This is a genomic window from Nostoc sp. 106C (genome assembly GCF_002154725.1).
Classification (GTDB): domain Bacteria; phylum Cyanobacteriota; class Cyanobacteriia; order Cyanobacteriales; family Nostocaceae; genus Aulosira.
Map to the genome: position 1 here is coordinate 1 of NZ_MTAW01000211.1, position 23,294 is coordinate 23,294.

The following is a 23,294-nucleotide window of genomic DNA, read 5'->3' on the forward strand; positions in this document are numbered from 1 at the left end:
TTTTGAATATCGAACCACAGATAAACGCAGATGAACACCGATATTTATCTGTGTTTATCTGTGTTCATCTGTGGTTTTTTTATTCTTATTCGGATTTTTGCAAGAAGTCTGTTGTATATCTAGCAATTAAATTCGCTAGATAAAATTTTCAGTTACTCTAGGAACCTGCTCACGTAATAGTTACTAAGTAGCGATCACAAACTAAATACACTAGGATAGATAATAACTATTTTTTCTTAGTATCTTCGTGCCTTAGTGCTTAATTCTCACAATACCAAAGCACAAAGATATAACCGTATGTAGACAGTAAAAATATAATATGTAATTTAAAATTAATTACTGGTCACCATTAAAAGATGAAAATGATTTGCAAGTTCCAGTCTGTAGCTTGACGAACAATCTCAATTTGCCGAATAAATTCTCTAAAATAAAATCGTCGCTCTGATTCTGACAAATCTAACCAAAATTGCGGAATTGAAACAGCTTGAGCAACAGAACGCAAATTTACTGGTGGAAGAGTAGCCAACTTTGCTTGAAGTGCAGAAATTTCTGTGCGGAGTTTGTATGTGCGTAACTTTGCTGTTTCTGCATCTAAAACCCCAGTTTCGACTAAAGCAGGTAACTGAGTAAGTATTTCTTGCTGGCGAGCGATCGCTTCTCCTAAACTATTCTTAATTGCATCTAATTGGGGAAAATTCATTCCAGCCACAGCTAGGGGTAAGTCCTGACAAACCTTGGTAATTGTCTTGTCCAAAACTTTCTCATAAGCGATGGCGCGACACTTGGGACTTTGAGGACAGCTAATCGGACGTAAATAAAGATACTCTTTGTCTTGACGATGCTGGGTTACACGGGTCACAGTCATATGGGATTGACATTCTGCACAAACAACTAACCCCGCCAGCGATCGCGGTGCACTAGCAGTGCGAGACGGTAAACGACTGTTACGGCGTAACAATCGGTCTACTTGGGCGGCTTCTTCTTGAGAAATTATCGGACTGTGGGTATTAGAAATAATTTCGCCATCTTGATAAGCAGTATTTCCCCGATACACTGGATTAGTTAGCCAGCGCCGCCCCGTTGTCACGGAGATTTTCTTACCATATTTTTTAGCTAAATAACGAACTGCGCCCCGCAAGGAACCATAGAGTAAAAATTGTTCAAAAAAATCTTTGACTACAGGAGAAGTACTCCGGTCAATAATATATTTATCTTTACTTCTGCGGTAGCCATAGGGTGGCTTACCTGGCGGTGGTGAAGTTTCCAAACGGTTGCGCGCATGTCCTTGACGGATGCGACGACTACGCTGCTGGCGTTGGATTTCCTGTAGCAATTTCAGCAATTCGGCGCGGAGATTCCCTTTTTCTGAAGTGTAAGGCTGTTCGGTGGCAATCACCACTATACCCATTGCTTCGAGTTCGTTGAGGCGATCGCTCACTTCTTTGACGGTATCACCCAACTCTTCTAAGCGCCGGATTAATAGATAACTTGCTGGTTCAGTTTTGCATTCAGCAAACAATTGTTGTAATTGCGATCGCTGTCCTAAATCAAGATAAACCCGATCCACATCCCATCCCCAATCACCAGGCTCAAAAGAAGAGTCTATTAAAGGATCAGTGTAACTGTAAGCAATGATTTTCATTGGTCATTAGTCATTTATCATTGGTCACTAGACATTGAGCATTTCTTCCCCTGCTCCCTTGTCTCCCCACACTCCCTTATCCCCGCACCCCTCCGTCACTGCTGACTCAGTTCGATAATATTCCCATCCGGATCTTGGGTGAAGAGAGCCGGGCGACCAGAGGCGCTGGCTTGAATAGGATAATTGCGATCGAGCAATTCCTGTTTGGCGATGTCCAAGTTAGCAACACAGAAAGCAACATGAGGATTGCGTCCCCATTTTTCGTTTTGCTCGTCTGTGGGAGATGAGGGTGCGACTATTAGGTGAATCTGATAGTTGCCGACTTGATACCACGCACCAGGGTATTTTAGGGAGCGATCAATTTTGGCTATTCCTAATACTTTGCCATAAAAGTGTAAAAATAACAGAATATCAATACTTTCAGTTCACAAAATACATACCGTTACGAATGAAACGGACCTGCCTTGCCGGGGGTGGGAGGTTGGGAAGAGTAAAAATAATGTGCAGCTTCACAGAAAATTGGGATAACAATTGAAAAACTTGTATTTGTACAAAATCTAATTTTCAAAATAATTATGGTTCAAGAGCAACAAACTAAAATTGTAGGTATCTATGAAGTTTGTATTGGCGTCCCAGAAGCAATTTCTGCAATTCAATATTGGGAGCAATTTGGTTATCGCATTGGTCAGGTGGGGGAATTATCCGCAGATGTCGCCAATCAATTATATGGAGTAAATTCGTCTTTACGCTCAATTCGCCTTTATCATCAAGATGCCGATCATGGATTAATTCGGTTGATGGTTTGGCAAAATCCTACAAACCAGGGATTAGGAACCGCATTGATGAAAGTCAAGGGAAATCGTTGGGCAACTGCCTTAACCGCTGATGCTTTAACTATTTTAAATCATGCAGAAGAAGCAAAAGCCGCAGGTTGGGATATTAAGTACACAAACCCTTACTGGGAAATTATCTACAACAAAGAAAGAAAAAGCCGACCCTTTATCGATCCGGCGGTTGGGGTGCGAGAAATGTTGTTATTGCAACCCTTAGCTAGACAAGTTTTATTCCAACGTTTTGGCTATACACTGCCTCATTATGGGCATATTAACCAAAATGCTACATTCAAGACTAGCCAGTTTACCCACATGGGGTTGATTGTTCAGGATGACAGCAAGGAAATTCTGAAGTTTTACGAAGATATTTTAGGTTTGCTGCGTGTGCGTGATGATGTCGAGACTAGCTATGAATCTTCATTAGCAGGTCGAGATCTATTTGACCTCAACCCAGGAGAAAAGTTTATTGTTACAGCCTTTGACGATCCACGTTCTTCTGTATCTAATTTCATGGCTGCGCGTAGCGGTAGACTTTACATTGTTCGGTTCCCAGATGCAATTGATTTAGAGTCGCGGTTTGAAGCAGCACAACCAGGTAGCTTAGGAATGTCGTTATACACCTACCGGGTGCAGGAAATTCAGACATACTGCGATCGCATTAGGGAAAGTTCAGCGCAAAATGTAACTAACATAGTCAGCAATGAATTTGGCGAGATGAGTTTCTCCTTTGTTGCACCCGATGGCTATTTCTGGAACTTGCTAGAAGGTTTATAGAAGGGGGATGAGTAACGCAGATCATGACCAATGAAAAAATCTAAAAAACGATGGCTCACACTAATTTTACTAGTTTTGATTTCTGCTTTATTGCTAACAATCACATCTACAGCCATCAGTATTTATTTGTACGGTAACAAAATTAATCATCCTAAAGCAGAAGCAGCCATTGTTTTAGGGGCGGCAGTTTGGGGAGACGAACCATCTCCCGTATTTAGAGAACGGATTAATCACGCTATTAATTTGTATAAAAATCAAAATGTTACTAAGATAATTTTTACTGGTGGAGTTGGTGAAAGTAATGAACCTGCCGAAGCTATAATTGGTAAACGCTATGCTTTGGCAAGACAAGTAAAATTAAACGATATTATTACTGAAACTGAATCGCGAACAACTTACCAAAATCTCAAAAATGCCCGTTCGCTGGCATCTATTTACCGATTAAATAAGTTTCTTATTGTTAGCGATCCATTGCACATGAAACGATCTGTACTGATGGCAAGAACTTTAGGAATGGATGCATATCCATCGCCCACACCTACAACTCGCTATAGTAGTTTCCACAATCAGATGGAGTTTCTTATACGAGAGACATTTTTTTACTTTGTCTACCTCGTGTTTAAAATTTAACTATTAACTCTAATTTTTAAATTTTTCTATAAAAATAATTCTGTCCAATTGTTAGCAACCTCAACCGGAAGATAGGTCGGAAGGCTTGAAATAATTACCAAAAGATCCGACCAAAAAATTATGTTGATGAGAATTTGGGCTGTTACTGTTGTACTAACTTCTTCTTGGTTAATAACTGGAGCTATAGCTGCTGAACCAATCAAAGCTATAGCAGCTTCTCCACAAAGCGATGCTCAACCAATTATTGTCAGTAAAGCTGAATTTGGGGTGCAACGAGTTGACTCCCAAGGTAAAACAACTTTTATCCCCACCTTTAGAGTGCCACTTCAAGAGGGAAACAAATACGGCTGGCAAATTCAACTAAAGAACTACAAAGGTGCAGTAACGTGGAGAGAAGTTCTACGATTGCCAAAACGTCCAGAAACCTGGGGTGTAGATAGCGGACAAGACCTCACAATCTCTACAGACGGCAAAGAAGCAGTGACGAAGCGCACACAGACAACTGCTGATGGCTTGATTAAAAATTTTTGGACGATCGCTCCTGGTGACCCAGATGGTAAGCATAAGATACAGGTCTATATTGATGACCGCCTGATTGCTGCTTTCGAGTTTGAAATTGTGCCTTTGAAAAAGCCGAAAGCAGAAGGCAGAATTTAGAAGCGATCGCCATGTAGCCTGATGTAGTGTCTTGATTGACTACAAATAAAGCCCAAATTTTCACGAGGTTTGGCGATCGTTACACAAAGTATCTGGAAGAACAACCTAGGTAGTTTTGGCATCTTCCAGATTCAACAGCCTGTATTCTTCGCATCAACTCAACCGATAACCAGAGGCGATCGCAATTTTACTAAACCTCAACTTTATAGTTAAGTTCATGTTCATCCCCTGGTAGCCCACGAAAACCCCAATTGTGCTTAGGGTTCTCGAAAATTGTAATCTCTAAATCTTGCGAAGTAATACCTACTGAAAGCGATCGCTCAAACAACAGACGGATCAATTGTTTTTTCGCTGCTACACTCCGCCCTTCAATCATACTGAATTCGATAATGGTATAACGGTCAGTGCGTCCGGATGGGTAGTAAAAGTCTGACTTGTCCAACGGAAAAAAGCGATGTGCCCGCTTATTGGCAGGATACTGTAATGCTTCCATCACACAACTATGAATTACATCCGAAAGCTGCTGCTTGATGGGGTTGAGATAATCTCGCATTCCGTAAATTTTAACTTGAACCATACATTAATCCTTTTTGCGATCGCGGTTAACTTTTTTGACAACAAATATTTCTTTAGTCAGTGGTCATGAGCATAAAAATATGCAGCTAAGTGAGCATGAAAATTGCTGTTAGAGCTACTGAAATTTATGTTTCCACTTTTACAAAAACATAAATGTGAACTTCTTTACTAAAACCATCAACAACATAATAGAGATGGACTGATGATTGTATAAAGCCAAAATTTAGATGCTTCTCAATTACCAGACCAAGATTCCAGAGTTTGGGTTAAGTACCATCGTCTACCAATTAGCATTTTCTGGCGATGCTTGATTAAGATTAGCTTCTACTTATCTGCCACAATATTTATCTTCACCATCGGCTCAAAGCAGAGTTTGTATTCACGCTCCCAGTCATATATTTTGATGTCACTGCCTGATATCGGCTTACTTCAACGAGACATATGATATAAACTTAGGATTTGCTATTTGTAATCACAATAGTTACAAACTCAGCAATAGTCAAGTATCGTGAAGATGAAAATATTAATATGCACTTTTTGAAGAATCGTAAACTTTGATTGTAATATTTGTCTAATCTTGAAATAGATTCTTAGAAAATGCTCAGACGTGCAGCAATTTGCCATTAGACATATTACTTAGCGCCAAACCAGGCAGTATCTTAAAGATAGAGAGTTAATACTGTTTGAGTAGCGATGGTGACTTTAGCAGAATTTCAGCAGTTGAGCGAAAAACAGCACTTATGTCCTGAAACATTACCAAAAGCACTACAAGCTTTGTTTTATGACAAAAAAGGTGATTGGAACAAAGCTCATGAAATAGTCCAAAATGCCAGCGATGCTGACAGCACTTGGGTTCATGCCTATTTGCACCGCAAAGAAGGCGATTTGAGCAATGCTCGTTACTGGTATCGACGCAGCAAACACCCAGAGTTCTCCGGAGGACTCAATCAAGAATGGGAAGAGATTACTTCTTGTTTACTAACAAAGGTGAAATAAGCATGGACGCAGAAGAATTAAGACGGCGTTATGCTGGAGGAGAGAGATATTTTCCAGCAGCAAACTTAAATCAAGCCAAGTTGATTGGAGCCGACTTACCTGGAATCAATTTATGGGGAGCAGACTTGAGTGAAGCTAACTTAGCTAAAGCTAAACTATGGGGAGCAGACTTGAGTAGAGCTAATCTTGCGAAAGCAAACTTAACCAGAGCAAATTTAAGTGGTGTGAAGCTAAATGAAGCGAATCTGCGGGGAGCCAAACTTAATTATGCCAAGTTGTATGGAGCCGATTTAAGTGGAGCTTACTACGATGAGAGCACGCGATTTTCTATAGGTTTTGATCCTGTTAGTAGAAATATGCGGAAGTTTTAACAAAGTAGTTTATTCACGTTTAAATATTGGCTTATGAATGTATTTGTAGTAAAGAATTGCCAATTTTTTGTAAACATCATTTTTAGCATTTATCCTATTTGGGGTAATAATTAAGTAATGAGAGAAAGAAAAACACGGCGGAACTTCTTGCTTAGTAGTGCTGCTGTAGCTAGCAGCATTGTCACTGCTGATGCGTTGATAAATAATACTTCTGGGATACCATCAGCAACAATGCCAGAACGAGTTCTAGGACGCACAGGAATAAAAGTTCCGATTCTTGGGTTGGGAGGTGCAGGTACAAACACGCCCATAGACAAACCGGATAAAGAACGTGAAGCTGTGGCTATTATTGAAAGAGCGATCGCACTTGGTATTCGTTACTTTGATACTGCGAGCAGTTATGGAGCAAGTGAACTTCATTTAGGAAAAGTACTCCCAGCCCATCGTGCCAAGATTTTCTTAGCAAGTAAAACAGCTAAACGCGATCGAGACGGCGCATGGCAAGAACTCGAAAGTTCACTAAAACGTCTCAATACCGATCATCTAGATTTATGGCAACTGCATCATGTTTCTTTTCTCCAAGAAATCGACACCATATTTAGTGCTTCGGGTGCAATCAAAGCCTTAGAAGAAGCAATGCAGCAAAAAATTGTACGGTTTGCAGGCATTACCGGACACCACGATACACAAGTAATAGCCGAAGGAATACGTCGCTTTCAATTTCACACAACACTTATCCCAATAAATGCTGTAGAAAATCATCATTCAGACTCATTTATTCCGGCAATTTTACCATTAGCAAAGCAAGAAAACTTAGGTGTAATTGCGATGAAAGTTCCTGCTTATGGAAAGTTATTTCAAACAGGTGGTTTAGCAAATATACAGCAAGCTTTAGGATACACCTTATCTCAGTCTGGGGTTCATTGTTGCATAATTGCTGCTGATAGCGTGCAACAGTTAGAAGAGAATGTTCAAGCAGCTGTTTCCTATCAACCTCTAACTAATCAGCAACTAGCGACAATAGAGCAGCGTACTAACGGAATTTGGCAAGATAGTACATTTTATCGGTCTTGGAATTAGTAATTAGTTAATTTACGATTACTAGAAGATCAGTAAATTTAAGACTATTGATAGTAGGTTTGCTTTCAAACAATTGCAACAATTACCTTAGAGTTTAGTTGTACGCTTCAAAAAGTTCTAAATATGATTAAAGAGTCTAAACTTTAACAAAGATTCTGCTAAAAGAGGTGATTTTATGCTACAAGGAGCAGTAAATAAACCTTGTATCGCTAGGTTTTAGTCTACTTTGTATCGTTTTTGAGCTTTTCTCATAATACCTCTACTAGCAATATGGACATTAACCCAATGGATATGCTTGAGGAAGATGATACTTCCAACAAAGCAGATTCAAGCACAAAACGCAAAAGTAACCTGAATAATGCTGTTGCCATTGCAGTTGCATTAATAGCGACCTTTATGGGTATCTGCAAAGTCAAAGATGATAATATTGTTCAGGCAATGCAGCAAGCGCAGGCGGATAGGATTGATCATTGGAGTTGGTATCAGGCGCGGAATATGCGTGAAGAAATTGCCAAAGCGACTGTAATTCAACTCCAACTACAAGCTGCTTCCCAATCGCCACAGGTGCAGACTGGCTACTCTAAACAGATTAGTACATATCAAGCTTTTGCTGATAAAGAAGAGCAGAAAAAGCAGACGTTACAGCAAGCTGTAGAAACTGACCAAAAAAACTATGATGAACTTAATTTTCATGACGACCAATTTGATTTAGCTGATGCGACGTTATCCCTTGCTGTCTCTCTGTTTGCTATTACCTCCTTATCCCAGAAGCGCTGGTTATTCTTCATCGCCATAATACCTACTACATTAGGTTTAATTATGGGTCTATCTGGATTATTGGGTTGGCGGTTGCATCCAACTGCATTAACTAAACTTTTATCGTTAAATTTACCCCAACAGGCAATAGAACAAAGGATTGTGAGCATTAAGTTAATTCCAGAGCTTTGAAGAGCTTTTGCCAAATAAAACATTATGGGGGTGATAGAAGCACTCCCATCTCAACCCTCAAGCTTAATATTGTCTAGTATCCGAACTCAGACTTATATTTTATTTGCGATCGCTAACCTGTTCCAACTTAGCAGTATCTGGAAAATCACTAAAAACACCATCAACGCCTAAGCTAAAAAATAGTTCATATTCCCCTTGAGGATTACCTTGAAAATCGAGAGGTAAAAACATATCTTCATTGCGGAAAGTCCAAGCGTGAACTAGCAAGGAAGCTGTATGAGCATCGGTGACTAATGATGTAGGCGATATCTGGCGATAAGCCGCTCCGCGTCTACGCAATTTACCATTACTATCTCTAGGTACAAGCAGATTTTTATGAATCCCGATCGCCTTTGCATATTGAGCAATCTCTTTCAAACCTGATGCTGTAGCCAAGTCTGCATAGGTGCGACTATCACCATTCACAATAAAATCATAAGGCTTACCAGTGTTATTGAGTAATTGCACCAAAGGTAAATCAGTTTTTGTCGCTAAATATTTGAGATTGCTGACTTCAAAAGACTGGATGAACACAGGTGCATTGGCTCCTTGATAACCGTTCGCCTGTAAAGTTGTCAGTAGGGTTTCCTCCAGCGATAATCCAATAGACTGGAAATAGGTCGGGTGCTTTGTTTCTGGATAAATGCCAATGGTACGACCAATTGCAATACTTTTAGCCTTGGCTAAATTGATAATTTCTTGTAATGTCGGAATTTCAAATAATCCATCATAGTTGGTATTTTGCGATCGCACTTGGGGAATTCGCTCTTTTGCTCGTAGTGTTTTCAGTTCTGCAAGGGTAAAGTCTTCAGTAAACCAGCCTGTTTTGGTTTCTCCATCAATGATTTTGGTAGTTTGGCGTTGAGCAAATTCTGCATGGCTAGCAACATCAGTAGTTTCCGAAATTTCATTTTCGTGACGAGCAATTAATACACCATCTTTGCTGGTAACTAAATCTGGTTCAATATAGTCAGCCCCTAGCTCAATTGCTAATTCATAAGCAGCCAATGTATGTTCGGGACGATAGCCGCTAGCACCTCTGTGTCCGATAATAATTGGAGGTGTACCTTGCAAAGTTGTAGTCATGACCTTACCTGCCCAAAAACATTGACATACAATCGGCATACTAAATCAAAAACCGCTAAAAGGTAAAATCCTATAAACGGCTATCTTCAAACTTCTAATTATTGATCCCCAAATATTACAACCACAGATAAACCATCGGTGTTTATCTGTGGTTGTATTTTCACAAAAGTGATTATCAGTTTATGCAGTCTTATTTCAGACAAACACTAGACTTCAAAAGTCTTTAATTCTTATTCTTAAGGCTGGATACTGTAACCACTAACATCAACCAATCGATAACCTTGACCTACAAGTTGGTCAAAGGTGCTTTGATACTGAGATGAAGTCAATCCATGTCGTGCTACCCAAGCTGAACCACCAGATTTATCCCAAATAGCCGCATATCGGTCTTGTCCATTTACACTGTAACCGCTGACATGAACTAATCGATATCCTTGACCAACAAGTTGGTCGAAAGTGGCTTGATACTGAGATGATGTCAATCCATGTCGCGCCACCCAAGCTGAACCACCAGATTTATCCCAAATGGCGGCGTATCTAGCTTGTCCGTTGACACTGTAACCACTAACATCAACCAATTTATACCCTTGACCAACAAGTTGGTCGAAAGTGGCTTGATACTGAGATGATGTCAATCCATGTCGCGCTACCCAAGCAGGCCCATCAGACTTCTCCCAAATAGCGGCGTATCTGTCTTGTCCGTTGACACTGTAACCGCTGACATGAATTAATCGATATCCTTGACCAACTAGTTGATCGAAAGTGCTTTGATACTGAGATGAATTCAGTCCATGTCGCGCCACCCAAGCAGGCCCGCCAGACTTCACCCAGATAGCAGCGTATCTGTCTTGTCCGTTGACACCGTAACCATTGACATCAACTAATCGATACCCTTGGCCAACTAGTTGATCGAAAGTTGCTTGATATTGATCTGAGGTCATCCCGTGTCGTGCTTGCCAAGCTGAACTCCCAGACTTCACCCAAATAGCGGCATATCTATCTTGTGCGTTAGCGATCGCTTGGCGTTTGTCTAGAGGAATTCTCTGTGCTAATATTTCATTCTGCTTAATTACGCCAATATTACCTAAATTACTAGCAGTGTGAACAGGAACTGCAAAAGCAGCATTGAGTAAAGATGAGAGTAAAACTGCACTAGAAGCAGTTACAGCTAAGGTGCGTTGAAGCATATTAGTAAAATAAATTTTTCAGAGTGTATATGTTCGGCTTTTTCAGCCTCACTAGCTAACTAGGTTGGTGTTGAATTTTTTATGCAGTCCTCAGGTAAGAGTGCTGACGATTTCAAATAAGTTGTATAGAAAGGTCACCTTGAATGATAAAATTGTTTTATTAATTATTCGTCAATAATCAATTAACATTAGATACATAGTAAGTAAACTTCACTAGCTACCTGATAGTTGCGATCTGGTAAAGTTATGATACTTACTTGCAATCAGCCAGAAAATAAAAGCAATTACTTCACTAACTGAAGTTGATAAAAGTCATTATTACAAGACAATGTATCCCAGGCAACAAAATAATTAAAACTAGATTCAACGAGGACTAATTGCTTACCTAAAAACAGCTCAAATATATATATCATAAGGCTGATGCTTATAGTAGGAGCAAGAATATTTTAGAAGAAATCAACTGAATTTCTCAAATTTGATACATTTATTGTAAAATTTTTCAAAGTTATTATGTGCGCAACCGGACAGACTATAGTTTACTTTATAAGTAAGCTTATAAGAAGGTTGTCAGCAATAAATAGTGTGGTGGTTGGACAAAAAATTTTAAAGTCGTTTTAGTAACGCTGACTTAACATAGCAGAAAACTAAATAATTATTAATGTTTTATATGCAAATATATTGCATATAAAATTATGCTGTTTAAATATATATTTATTATTTAGATATTGATAAAAATATAATACTTAAGAATTATTTTAACTTAAATTTTATACTTATTCTGGCAGATGAGAAATCCAAAAATCTACCAGTATTATTGTTAATAATTCTACAAGTTAATGATTATACCAATTCAATATAAAAAAGCGCCAAACTAGGTTGCAAGCTATGGCTGAAAGTGATTTCGGCGTTGCCTTATAAAGAAAAGGTATTAGAGATTTGCTAGCCAGAATGAATAAACCTAAGGAATGAGAGCGAGCTTTTATGCCCAGTGAAAAAGCTAAAGTCAAAAACAACGGCGTCAGTAACATTATTTCGCCGAACCAGCGTACAAGAAAGCGATCGCAGCTAGAAGAAACGCAATCATCAGGTACGCCACTGCTGCATTCAAGTTCATCAAATAAAAAGATTCAACCCACAGAAACTTTTAAAGATACCCCCGATATAATTTGCTTATCTCATTTGCGTTGGAATTTTGTTTATCAAAGACCACAACATCTTCTTAGCCGCTGCGCTCAAGGAAAGCGAGTGTTCTTTATTGAGGAGCCAATTTTCTCCCCAGAACCTTTGGGAAGGATAGAGATCAACGAAGATGCGAGTGGAGTAGTTGTGGTTGTGCCGCATCTACCAGAAGGTTTAAGCCAAGAAGCAATCAATGCAGATTTACAACTGCTTATTGATGGTTTGTTTGCCGAGCAGAAGATCAACAAATACATTTGTTGGTATTACACACCAATGGCGATCGGTTTTACCCGCCACTTGCAACCTCAAGCCGTGGTGTACGATTGCATGGATGAATTGTCTGCGTTCCACGGAGCATCACCCACTTTAAAGAATTACGAAGCTGAACTATTTAACCGTGCAGACTTAGTATTTACAGGGGGACAAAGCCTTTACGAAAGTAAGGTGAATCAGCACCCAAACGTCTATGCATTTCCTAGCAGTGTAGATGTCCCACACTTTAACCAAGCGAGAAATATTCAAGAACCAGCAGATCAAGCTCATATTCCTCATCCCCGTCTGGGATTTTTTGGTGTGATTGACGAGCGGATGGATATAGAACTGCTGCGTGGTATTGCCGATAGCCGTCCAGATTGGCATTTAGTAATTATTGGCCCAGTTGTCAAAATCGACCCAGCCACTTTACCACAGCGCGAGAATATACATTATCTCGGTAGCAAAGACTATAAACAGCTACCTGCATATTTAGCAGGGTGGGATTTAGCAATGCTGCCGTTTGCGCGCAACGAAGCAACACGCTTTATTAGCCCGACGAAGACTCCAGAGTATCTTGCCGCAGGTAGGCCTGTAGTATCTACCTCAATTCGAGATGTGGTGCGTCCCTACGGAGATTCAAAGTTGGTACGAATTGCAGACACAGTTTCTGAGTTCGTCGCCGCCGCAGAACTTGCAATGCAAGAAGACACAAGAGAATCAGAATGGTTGAGTCGGGTAGATACTTTTTTAGAGAAGATTTCTTGGGATCGGACTTGGGCATCAATGATGAAGCTGATTGACTCTGCCATTGCTACCCGTGATAGTGATGACATTAACTCCAGAGGTGCAGCGGCTAAAGAAGCGCCAAATATTGTTACTAGAGATTTTGTCTTTGATTACTTGATTGTTGGCGCTGGTTTCTCTGGTAGTGTGATTGCCGAACGTTTGGCAACTCAGTCTGGTAAAAAAGTGCTGGTTGTAGACAAGCGCAATCACATCGGCGGCAATGCTTACGATCATTATGACGATCATGGCATTCTCGTACATAAATACGGCCCTCATATCTTTCACACCAACTCTCGCGAAGTCTTTGAATACCTCTCGCACTTTACTCAGTGGCGTTCTTACGAACATCGCGTTCTTGCAAGTGTAGACGGGCAACTTGTGCCTATACCCATCAACCTCGACACCATCAACAAGTTGTATGGCATGAATCTCAATTCATTTGAGGTGAAGGAATTTTATAACTCACTTGCTGAACCAATCGAATACATCCGCACTAGTGAGGATGTGGTGGTGAGCAAAGTTGGTCGAGAACTGTATGAAAAGTTTTTCCGGGGTTATACACGCAAGCAATGGGGACTCGATCCATCAGAACTTGATAAATCAGTAATTGCTCGGATACCTACTCGCACCAACCGCGACGACCGCTATTTCACCGACAGTTACCAAGCAATGCCACTGCATGGCTTTACCCGGATGTTCGAGAATATGCTCAATCACCCGAACATCAAGGTAATGCTGAACACAGATTACCGCGAAATTCAAAAAGCCATACCTTGCCGCGAGATGGTCTACACAGGCCCAGTTGACGAGTTCTTTGATTATCGCTACGGCAAACTACCATATCGTTCCCTCGATTTTAAGCATGAAACACACAACATACCCGTGTTTCAATCAGCGCCAGTCATCAACTATCCGAATGAACAGCTTTATACCCGGATAACAGAGTTTAAGTACTTAACTGGGCAGGAACACTCTAAAACTAGTATTGTGTACGAGTTTCCCAAGGCTGAGGGAGATCCTTACTATCCTGTACCTCGTCCGGAAAATAACGAAATGTACAAGCAGTATAAGGCGCTCTCTGATACAACACCAGGAGTATATTTTGTCGGCAGGCTGGCGACCTACAAGTACTACAACATGGATCAATGTGTTGCTCAAGCTCTGGCTGTTTACAAGCAAATTCCGGTTAAGAGTTAAATAATTCGTAATTAGAGCGGCTTTGTAAGTAGGGTGCGTTATGGACATTAGTCCTAACGCACCAAAAATCTCGGATCGTGTGGTGCGTTAGCCTACGGCATAACACACCCTACTGGACTGTCTAGGCTAAAATGTTGCAATAAAAATGTTTGTACTTGCGCTTTAGCGCTTCTTAAACTATGAATGTAATGCACAAGTTTAGCCTAGACACGCCACTACTCCTAACCATTCAAGGTTTACTCAAAGCTGGATAGACAAGCCAGCGGCTTCCCGGAGGATAGAACTCGAAGGGAACGCATAAAGACATCAATAAAAATAAAATATCAGCTTGAGTTATAAATTATGGCTTCTGCTTTCAACTCGACGCTCAACACTACTAGATCGCAACTTCCTCTAGAAGTGTGGGCTGGTATCGAGTGTACGGTTAATCGTGTGGGTGAAGAGTATTTTGATCAGTTAGAACGCAATGGTCATGCAACGCGTTTGGATGATCTAGATTTATTTGCTGAACTAGGCATACAAGCCATCCGCTATCCAGTGCTGTGGGAACGGATAGCGCCTAACGGTTTGGAGAATGCTGATTGGTCGTGGGCAGATGAACGACTAGAACGCTTGCGCGAACTCGGTATTCGTCCGATTGTGGGATTAGTACATCATGGCAGTGGGCCGCGTGATACCAGCTTGGTAGATCCAGAATTTCCTGAGAAATTAGCGGTGTTTGCTCGTGCAGTGGCAGAACGCTATCCTTGGATTACACATTACACACCTGTAAATGAGCCATTAACAACAGCACGATTTAGTGGGATGTACGGTCACTGGTATCCTCACGGCCAGGACGATTTAACTTTTGCCCGTGCTTTGTTAGGGGAGTGTCGGGCGATCGCTCTTTCGATGCAAGCAATCCGCGAAGTTAATCCCGATGCCCAACTCGTACAAACCGAGGATTTGGGTAAGACTTACAGTACACCAAAACTGGCGTATCAAGCAGAATTTGAGAACGAGCGCCGCTGGTTAAGTTTAGATTTATTGTGTGGTCGAATCACTCCAACTCATCCCATGTGGGGTTACTTGCGTGATTGTGGTGTCAGCGAGGCTGAATTAGAAGTATTTTTGCAAAATACCTGTCCGCCTGACATCATCGGCATTAACCACTACCTGACGAGCGAGCGTTTTTTAGATGAGCATCTAGAAAATTATCCAGCTTGGACGCATGGCGGTAATGGGCGGGACAACTATGCAGATGTCGAGGCAGTGCGAGTCTGTGCTGAAGGTTTAGCAGGCCCGCGCACATTGCTCAAAGAGACATGGGAACGCTATCAACTACCCCTAGCTGTCACTGAAGTTCACCTCAGTTGCACCCGCGAAGAACAGTTACGCTGGCTCCATGAAGTCTGGAATGCAGCGCAAGAATTACAAAATCAAGGTGTAGATATTCGTGCTGTGACTGCTTGGGCACTTCTTGGCAGCTACGATTGGAATAGTTTATTAACTCGCGCTGTAGGATACTACGAATCAGGCGTGTTTGATTTGCGTTCTTGTAGCGCAGCCACAGGAGAATCAGCACGCCCCCGACCGACAGCGATCGCCAAAATGGTGCAAGATTTAGCCGCTGGGCGTCAACCCAATCATCCCCTACTTGATACCCCAGGATGGTGGCATCGACAAGAGCGTTTGGTTTATCCAGCAGTTAGCTGTGGCAATAGCAGAGGAGCAGAGGGGCAGAGAGGCAGAGGAGAATTAGGTTCTACAATCTCCCCTGCTGCGCTGCTGCCCTGCTCCCCTGCCTCTCCTCGTCCTCTAGCAATAATTGGAGCCACAGGCACTTTAGGTAGGGCTTTTGCTCGGTTGTGTGAAGTCCGAGGCATCTCTTATCGCCTGCTGACACGCCAAGACATGGACATTGCCAATCCCGCTTGCGTTGATGCAGTGCTTGCTGAGTTACAACCTTGGGCAGTTGTGAACGCTGCGGGATACGTAAGGGTAGACGATGCAGAACGAGAACCCCACATTTGTTTAAAGGTAAACGCTGAAGGTCCAGCAATTTTAGCTGCTGCTTGCGCTCAACATAATGTAGCATTGCTGACTTTCTCATCAGATTTAGTATTTGATGGTGCTGTGTCTAATCCTTATGTGGAAACTGATACAGTTGCCCCTCTCAATGTATATGGGTGCAGCAAAGTTTTAGCAGAAAAGCTGGTATTGCAGGCTTATCCAGCATCCTTGGTGATTCGCACCAGTGCATTTTTTGGCCCTTGGGATGAGTACAACTTTGTCACAATCGCTCTGCGGCAATTAGCTGCTGGTAATACTTTTGTAGCCGCAGAAGATGCGATCGTTTCCCCTACCTATGTACCAGATCTTGTCCATACCAGCCTTGATTTGCTGATTGATGGCGAGAACGGTTTGTGGCACTTGGCTAATAAGGGTGCTGTAGCTTGGGCCGATTTGGCACGGTTAGCGGCTAAAAAAGCAGGTGTGAGTGTTAGCGGTCTAATTTCTGTGCCTTCGCAAGAATTAGGTTTCATCGCTCCCCGCCCAGCTTATAGCGTTCTCGGTAGTAATCGAGGTGAATTAATGCCACACCTTGATAGTGCGATTTCTCGCTACTTGGAAGAAAGAACGTAGGACAAGGGGGATGAGGGAGGTGAGGGGGAGAAAAACTAATGACAAATGACAAATAACAAATGACAAACACTATTTTAGTAACGGGAGGAGCCGGATATATTGGCTCTCATGCTGTATTAGCTCTAAAAAACGCAGGTTATGAAGTAATTGTTTTAGATAACCTGTCGAACGGGCATCGAGAACTTGTAGAAGAAGTTTTGCAGGTAAAATTGTTTGTTGGCGATATGAGCGATCCCGCTCTTCTTGATAACATATTTTCCACTCATAATATAGCTGCTGTGATGCATTTTGCCGCCTACATTGCTGTGGGTGAATCTGTTACTCATCCAGCCAAATATTACCAAAATAATGTTGTTGGTACTCTGACACTTTTAAAAGCAATGATAAAAGCGTCAGTCAACAAATTTATCTTTTCTTCTACTTGCGCTCTCTATGGTGTACCTCAGTTCATTCCTCTGACTGAAGACCATCCGCAAGACCCAATTAGTCCTTATGCTACTAGCAAGTGGATGGTAGAGCGAATCTTGTCTGATTTTGATATAGCCTACAATTTAAAGTCTGTACGTTTCCGCTATTTTAACGCCGCAGGTGCTGACCCCAGTGGGTTGTTAGGTGAAGACCACGAACCGGAAACGCATCTTATACCACTAGTGCTACTAGCCGCTTTAGGTAAGCGTGAATCAATTTTTATTTTCGGCACTGATTACCCTACATCAGATGGTACTTGCATTCGGGATTATATTCATGTGACTGACTTAGCACAAGCACATATTTTAGGTTTACAATATCTCCTTAAAGGTGGAGAAAGCGAAGTATTTAATTTAGGAAATGGTAGTGGTTTTTCAGTTAGAGAAGTAATAGAAAATGCTCAGAAAGTAACAGGAAAAGAAATTAAAATCGAAGAACGCGATCGCCGTCCTGGTGACCCTCCTATTTTAGTTGGCAGTAGCGAGAAAGCCAGACAAAAATTAGGTTGGCGGCCTCAGTACCCAAACTTAGAAGAAATTATCAGCCACGCTTGGCAATGGCATCAGAAACGACATATTTAAGTTGAATTAGTTCATGTGGTGTAACATACATTACATAGAAAAATAGTAGTTGAATTTTTATCTATCTGTAGAGTGGGCATTACTCAGTCTATACTTGATTTCTACTACTATATTTATCTTCAGGTTATAAATATTTTAGTTTACTTTTGCCTCTAAAGATAGAAACCAACCAAAATTTACATCGATACAATTAGAACATTAAATTAGATATTAATTTACGTGGTTTTGCTGCCAAGATAATCTCGGGAAATAACCTCTATTTAATTTTCTAATTAAAGATGCGAATCAGAAAGAGGTATCGGTTTGAATATTTGTGATAAACCACTTAGCTATTATATACATGAGCAATTCAGCGCTCAGGAAGACACTGTTTACGGGCTGGTAATTGCCATACTAATTATCAGTCTTTGGGTGGGTAGTTTGGCTTTGTTATTGAGCATTAACTATGCCAGTATCCCAATTTGGGCGATCCCAATTGCCATAGTTTGGCAAATGTTCCTTTATACAGGGTTATTCATTACTGCGCATGATGCGATGCATGGATCGGTTTTTCGCAAAAATCCGAAGATTAATAATTTTATCGGTTCGCTAACTGTAACGCTTTACGCTGTGTTTCCATATCAAAAGCTTTTAAAGAAACATTGGTTACATCATCGTCATCCTGCTAGCAAAATTGACCCCGATTTTTATGATGGTAAAAGCAAAAATGCAATTTCCTGGTATTTCCACTTTATGAAAGAATACTCAAATTGGCAACAATTAATAGTGCTAAATATCGTATTTAATTTAGCTAAATACATTTTGCATATCTCGGAAATTAATCTCATCCTATTTTGGTGTATTCCACCAATTTTAAGTTCAATACAACTGTTTTATTTCGGAACTTTTTTACCTCATCGAGAACCGAAAGACGGGTACATTTATCCCCATTGTAGCCAAACAATTGCATTGCCAACTTTGTGGTCATTTATCACTTGTTACCACTTTGGTTACCATGAAGAACATCATGAGTATCCCCATGTACCTTGGTGGCAACTTCCATCTGTATATAAGCAGAAAGTATTGAGCAATTAAGTGAATTTAGAATTGATATTATTTGTTTTGATGTCGAGTTAGGAAGAATCGGAAATTTCAAATGCAATGACTCACTTTGGCATTATTTGCCCACCCTATCCCGGACACCTAAATCCCCAAGCTGCGTTGGGGCGAGAATTGCGATCGCGTGGTCATCGGGTGACTTTTCTGCAAATTCCCGATTTGGAATTAAAGGTACAATCTGAAGGAGTGAACTTTTATCCAATTGGCAAAGCGATTTATCAACCTGGATCAATGGCTGAAACCTTTGCTCAACTGGGAAAGTTAAGTGCTGTAGCGGCGCTGCGTTACTCCCTTGATTTTTGCCAGCAAATGGTGGAAATCATCTGTCAAGATGCACCAAAAGCGATCGCAGCGACGGGAATTGAGGTTTTGCTGGTAGATCAACTCGAACCTGTGGGTGAAACAGTGGCGGAATATCTCAACCTGCCGTTTATCTGCATTTCTTGTGGCCAGGTAATTCACCGCCGTGCTGATGTTCCGCCTTTTTTTACTCCTTGGAATTACCAAAATACCCAGTGGGCAAAAATCCGCAATCAGGTAGCTTATTACTTTTTAGATCGCAGTTGTCAACCAATTTTGCGAACAATTAATCGCTACCGCCAACAGTGGAAGCTACCAAATTATCGCCACATCTACGCCTCCAACGCGCAACTCGCCCATATTACCCAACAACCTCCAGCATTTGAATTTCCTATTCCTAACTTGCGATCGCACCTCCATTATGTAGGCCCGTTACGCAATGCTTCACCAAGATTAGTTGATTTCCCTGACGATCGGTTGACTACACAGCCTATGGTTTATGCTTCCTTGGGAAGCGTCCAGAACACTAAATATGCAGTATTTCGTTGCATTGCTGCTGCTTGTGCAGAACTAGATGTACAACTGGTAATTGCACATGGGGGTGGAATGAGGAAAGAAATGGTGCAGTCTTTATCTGGTTGTCCATTAGTAGTCGAGTATGCACCCCAGCCAGATATCATGGCAAAAGCCAGTCTGACGATTACCCATGCAGGGATGAATACAACATTAGATTCTCTGAGCTACGGTGTACCTTTAATAGCCATTCCCATCACCTTTGAACAACCAGGAACAGGTGCACGCATTCGTTCTACTGGAGTCGGAGAAGTGCTTTCTCTACCAAAACTTAACGTTTCTAGACTGCGATCGGCTATAGAGCAGGTATTAACCACAGATTCCTATAGAAAGAATGCACAAAAAATTCAGCAATCAATTCAACAAGCAGGCGGCGTAAAACAGGCAGCAAATATTATTGAGCAGGTTACTCAATCTCAAAGTTATCAATTTGTATAGGCATTATAAATTTTCTTATTCCGCTTGATAGATTCAATCAAGATTTAAGAGAGATAATTATAAGTAAGCAGACATAATCTTACCCTCTTTTGAAGAGAATTTGACCTTCTGCCTTCTACTTAAAAACACAGGATTAAAACAAGTTTTTCACCTATTAGTAGTATGCAAAATATTTATGGCAATATTCAGGGAATAAAAGCCAGCCAAATCAAACGATTACAGCAGCTTTACGAGCAACGGGAACCGGGAGATAGATTGATTACGCCAGAATTTGCTCAAGCCTTAGCTGCAATCAGCCAACAAATTCATCACCCAATTTGTTGTTATATTAATCGGCGTGGGCAAGTTATCCGAATTGCTGTCGGAACACCAAATCAAACTCAAATACCACCTGAAGAATTACCCCGTCGCAGTGCCGAACGGTTAAGCGGAATTCGTTGTATTACTACTCAATTTAAATCAGATTCACCTGATGAAGCAGCGTTGGTTGCAATGACACGTCAGCGCTTAGATGCTCTTGTCGTGTTAACTGTAGTTAATGGCGAAGTAAATGAGACTTTTTTAGCTTACCTTTTCCCCGATTCCGAAAATCCCTGGGTTATTTCACCTCCTCTAAGTTTAGATGACTTAACCGAACAAGAATTTGATGTTTTAGTTGCAGAATGGGAAGAAGAAATTGCTGACGCAGGAGCAGGGATATTTCTATATCAAGAAATCGTATCCGATCAAGATCGGGTTTTGTTGGTGGGAGTACAGACAGAAGACGTATCTGTGCAACGGTTTGAAGATGGACTTGCTGAACTGGTGCGTTTGGTGGAAAGTGCTGGAGGAATTGTACTAGATACGATGCGGCAAAAGCGCGATCGCCCCCATCCGCAAACTGTTGTTGGAAAAGGAAAGGTCGAAGAAATCACCCTTTTAGCTCAAAAAGTTGCAGCTAATCTGATTGTTTTTGACCGAGATATTTCTGCATCTCAAGCACGCAACTTAGAACAGGAAATTGGCATTCGAGTTGTAGACCGTACAGAAGTAATTCTAGATATTTTCGCTCAACGCGCTCGTACTCAAGAGGGGAAATTACAAGTAGAACTGGCACAACTCGAATATATGTTACCTCGGCTGCGCGGTCGCGGTCAGGAGATGTCTCGATTAGGTGCGGGGATTGGTACGCGAGGGCCTGGTGAAACGAAATTAGAGACGGAACGACGAGTGATTCAGCGGCGAATTGCGCAACTACAGCAGCAAGTCAACCAGTTACAAGATCATCGTGCCCGCATCAGACAACAACGACAAGAGCAAGAAATTCCTGTTTTGGCACTAGTGGGTTACACCAATGCTGGTAAATCTACTTTGTTAAATGTGTTAACTAATGCAGAAGTTTACACCGCAGACCAACTCTTTGCCACCCTCGATCCCACAACGCGCAAGGTGGTAATTACAGAACCAGAAACACAACAACGCAGGTCGATTCTGCTCACAGATACTGTCGGGTTTATCCACGAACTCCCACCACCACTAGTGGATGCTTTTCGCGCCACATTGGAGGAAGTCATTGAGGCAGATGCGATGCTTCATGTGGTGGATTTATCCCATCCAGCTTGGGAAAACCATATTGTGAGTGTAGAGGCAATACTTCAAGAAATGCCTGAGATTCCTGAAAAGAGTTTGATTGCTTTTAACAAGATTGACCATGTAGATAAAGAAACTTTGATTGCAGCTCAACAAAAGTATCCTGAAGCTGTGTTTATCTCAGCAACTCATCACTTAGGTTTAGAAACATTAAAAATGCGATCGCTCCAATTAATAGACGAACCTATGGAGACGAGCGCAGTTCCACAAAATTCTTATTAACTAAAGGAAATTCTATGATACCAACCATTATTGTTCACGGTGGAGCAAAAACCATCACAGAAGACAAAGTTGCAGCCAACTATGCAGGCTGTACAGCCGCGGCAGAAGCTGGTTGGGCAGTGCTGATCGGTGGTGGTACTGCCACAGAGGCTGTTGAAGCAGCTATCCGAGTTCTAGAAGCCGACCCGACATTTAACGCCAGTCTGGGCGCAACTCTCAACAGCGATGGAGAAGTGGAGTTAGACGCGGCGATGATGGAAGGCTCTTTAAGTTGGGGAGCGATCGCAGCAGTTCAGGGCATCCGTCATCCTATTTCAGTGGCACGCAAAATTATGGATGAAAAACCCAGGCTGCTAGTAGCACGGGGTGCAGAACGCTTTGCCGCCGAAAATGGAGCCGAACTGTGTAAAAAAGAAGACTTAATAGCTGATGAGCAGTGGCAGCAGTGGAAGGAGGATCGGGAAGTGATTGATCGTCCCAACACTGTAGGCTGTGTGGCTTTAGATGCCAGCGGTTTCTTAGCTGCCGGCACTTCTACTGGCGGCACTACAAAGCAACAACAAGGTCGCGTTGGTGATACTGCTGTTGTTGGCTCTGGCTTGTACGCTGATAATAAGCTTGGCGCTTGCTCAACAACAGGTGATGGTGAGTCGATTATCCCGGTGGTTTTGGCTAAAACTGCGATCGATTTCTTAACTGGAGACAGGCACCCAGACGAAGCCGCGCAGATGGCGATTGCAGCTTTGAAATCTAAAGTTAAAGGTGAAGCTGGATGCATTATCCTAGACCGCCAAGGACGCATTGGCTGGGCATATAACTCTTCACACATGGCTTGTGCTTATATGACCACAGGGCAAGACAAGGTGGCAGTATTTACCCAGAAATAACTCACGTATCGCTCAAAATCCGCTTTTTCTGTTAACAACCGCATCCTTTTATGGGTGCGGTTTCTCAGAGACTTTAATAATTTTCAAGCGATTTATTGAAGATTGCACTGATGATATTCGCGATCGCCGATAGTCTAAAATCTAAGCTTGCAAAAAATAATTATAGTACAAGAAAATGGGCATTATACCAATTCACTAAAACTGTGATACAGATAAAGAAGGAATAAATATCAACGA

At 41.6% G+C, this 23,294-nt stretch carries 20 protein-coding genes; 14 read left to right on the forward strand and 6 right to left on the reverse strand.

Features of this window, described 5'->3' with window-relative positions; translation table 11 throughout:
• Positions 1-349: 349 nt before the first annotated feature.
• Together BV375_RS31485 and BV375_RS31490 are read right to left on the reverse strand one after the other, a co-directional pair.
• Complete coding sequence (locus BV375_RS31485; protein ID WP_086767857.1) at positions 350-1,642, reverse strand: recombinase family protein; 1,293 nt, start codon at positions 1,640-1,642, stop codon at positions 350-352.
• Between the two features lie 95 nt (positions 1,643-1,737).
• Positions 1,738-2,058, reverse strand: coding sequence for a VOC family protein (locus tag BV375_RS31490; protein ID WP_086767859.1), 321 nt, complete (start codon positions 2,056-2,058; stop codon positions 1,738-1,740).
• A 159-nt stretch (positions 2,059-2,217) separates the two neighbouring features.
• Between BV375_RS31490 and BV375_RS31495 the strand changes: the two genes are divergently transcribed.
• The 3 genes from BV375_RS31495 (at position 2,218) to BV375_RS31505 (ending at position 4,536) form a co-directional block, all read left to right on the forward strand.
• Positions 2,218-3,249, forward strand: a complete 1,032-nt coding sequence (locus tag BV375_RS31495) for a VOC family protein (protein WP_086767861.1) — start codon at positions 2,218-2,220, stop codon at positions 3,247-3,249.
• Between the two features lie 30 nt (positions 3,250-3,279).
• On the forward strand, positions 3,280-3,879 hold the full coding sequence (locus BV375_RS31500) for a YdcF family protein (RefSeq protein ID WP_086767863.1): 600 nt from the start codon (positions 3,280-3,282) through the stop codon (positions 3,877-3,879).
• A 126-nt stretch (positions 3,880-4,005) separates the two neighbouring features.
• Positions 4,006-4,536, forward strand: coding sequence for a hypothetical protein (locus BV375_RS31505; protein WP_086767865.1), 531 nt, complete (start codon positions 4,006-4,008; stop codon positions 4,534-4,536).
• Here BV375_RS31505 and BV375_RS38935 read toward each other — a convergent pair.
• Positions 4,533-4,658: a hypothetical protein gene (locus BV375_RS38935; RefSeq protein ID WP_279432985.1), complete on the reverse strand. Its 126-nt coding sequence runs from the start codon at positions 4,656-4,658 to the stop codon at positions 4,533-4,535. The genes BV375_RS31505 and BV375_RS38935 overlap by 4 nt on opposite strands.
• A gap of 68 nt (positions 4,659-4,726) precedes the next feature.
• Positions 4,727-5,113 carry a tautomerase family protein gene (locus BV375_RS31510; protein WP_086767867.1) on the reverse strand — a complete coding sequence of 129 codons (387 nt, stop codon included), beginning with the start codon at positions 5,111-5,113 and terminating at the stop codon, positions 4,727-4,729.
• Positions 5,114-5,805: 692 nt separating this feature from the next.
• On the opposite strand from BV375_RS31510, the gene BV375_RS31515 reads away from it, so the two are divergent.
• The 4 genes from BV375_RS31515 to BV375_RS31530 all read left to right on the forward strand — a co-directional run bounded on the left by BV375_RS31515 (position 5,806) and on the right by BV375_RS31530 (position 8,507).
• On the forward strand, positions 5,806-6,108 hold the full coding sequence (locus BV375_RS31515; RefSeq protein ID WP_086767869.1) for a hypothetical protein: 303 nt from the start codon (positions 5,806-5,808) through the stop codon (positions 6,106-6,108).
• Positions 6,109-6,110: 2 nt separating this feature from the next.
• Complete coding sequence (locus tag BV375_RS31520; protein ID WP_086767871.1) at positions 6,111-6,479, forward strand: pentapeptide repeat-containing protein; 369 nt, start codon at positions 6,111-6,113, stop codon at positions 6,477-6,479.
• 117 nt (positions 6,480-6,596) lie between these two features.
• Positions 6,597-7,559 carry an aldo/keto reductase gene (locus BV375_RS31525; protein WP_086767873.1) on the forward strand — a complete coding sequence of 321 codons (963 nt, stop codon included), beginning with the start codon at positions 6,597-6,599 and terminating at the stop codon, positions 7,557-7,559.
• 285 nt (positions 7,560-7,844) lie between these two features.
• Positions 7,845-8,507, forward strand: coding sequence for a DUF4337 domain-containing protein (locus BV375_RS31530; protein WP_208099217.1), 663 nt, complete (start codon positions 7,845-7,847; stop codon positions 8,505-8,507).
• A gap of 99 nt (positions 8,508-8,606) precedes the next feature.
• Here BV375_RS31530 and BV375_RS31535 read toward each other — a convergent pair whose 3' ends face one another.
• Both BV375_RS31535 and BV375_RS31540 read right to left on the reverse strand, forming a co-directional pair.
• Entirely contained in the window at positions 8,607-9,632 is a 1,026-nt protein-coding gene (locus BV375_RS31535) for a glycerophosphodiester phosphodiesterase (protein ID WP_086767877.1), read from the reverse strand.
• 236 nt (positions 9,633-9,868) lie between these two features.
• Positions 9,869-10,819 (reverse strand): hypothetical protein, encoded by a 951-nt coding sequence (locus BV375_RS31540; RefSeq protein ID WP_086767879.1) that lies wholly within the window; start codon positions 10,817-10,819, stop codon positions 9,869-9,871.
• Positions 10,820-11,800: 981 nt separating this feature from the next.
• Between BV375_RS31540 and glf the strand changes: the two genes are divergently transcribed.
• From glf to BV375_RS31575, 7 genes are all read left to right on the forward strand, one after another.
• Positions 11,801-14,236, forward strand: coding sequence for a UDP-galactopyranose mutase (glf, locus tag BV375_RS31545; RefSeq protein WP_086767881.1), 2,436 nt, complete (start codon positions 11,801-11,803; stop codon positions 14,234-14,236).
• 342 nt (positions 14,237-14,578) lie between these two features.
• Positions 14,579-16,861, forward strand: a complete 2,283-nt coding sequence (locus BV375_RS31550) for a family 1 glycosylhydrolase (RefSeq protein ID WP_086767883.1) — start codon at positions 14,579-14,581, stop codon at positions 16,859-16,861.
• Positions 16,862-16,920: 59 nt separating this feature from the next.
• Complete coding sequence (gene galE / locus BV375_RS31555) at positions 16,921-17,910, forward strand: UDP-glucose 4-epimerase GalE (protein ID WP_086767885.1); 990 nt, start codon at positions 16,921-16,923, stop codon at positions 17,908-17,910.
• Between the two features lie 303 nt (positions 17,911-18,213).
• Complete coding sequence (gene crtW, locus BV375_RS31560) at positions 18,214-18,984, forward strand: beta-carotene ketolase CrtW (protein ID WP_086767887.1); 771 nt, start codon at positions 18,214-18,216, stop codon at positions 18,982-18,984.
• A gap of 66 nt (positions 18,985-19,050) precedes the next feature.
• On the forward strand, positions 19,051-20,319 hold the full coding sequence (locus tag BV375_RS31565; protein WP_086767889.1) for a glycosyltransferase: 1,269 nt from the start codon (positions 19,051-19,053) through the stop codon (positions 20,317-20,319).
• A 162-nt stretch (positions 20,320-20,481) separates the two neighbouring features.
• Positions 20,482-22,170 carry a GTPase HflX gene (gene hflX / locus BV375_RS31570; RefSeq protein WP_086767891.1) on the forward strand — a complete coding sequence of 563 codons (1,689 nt, stop codon included), beginning with the start codon at positions 20,482-20,484 and terminating at the stop codon, positions 22,168-22,170.
• Positions 22,171-22,184: 14 nt separating this feature from the next.
• A complete protein-coding gene (locus tag BV375_RS31575; protein ID WP_086767893.1) occupies positions 22,185-23,057 on the forward strand; it encodes an isoaspartyl peptidase/L-asparaginase family protein in 873 nt (290 codons plus the stop codon).
• The last annotated feature ends 237 nt before the right edge of the window (positions 23,058-23,294 follow it).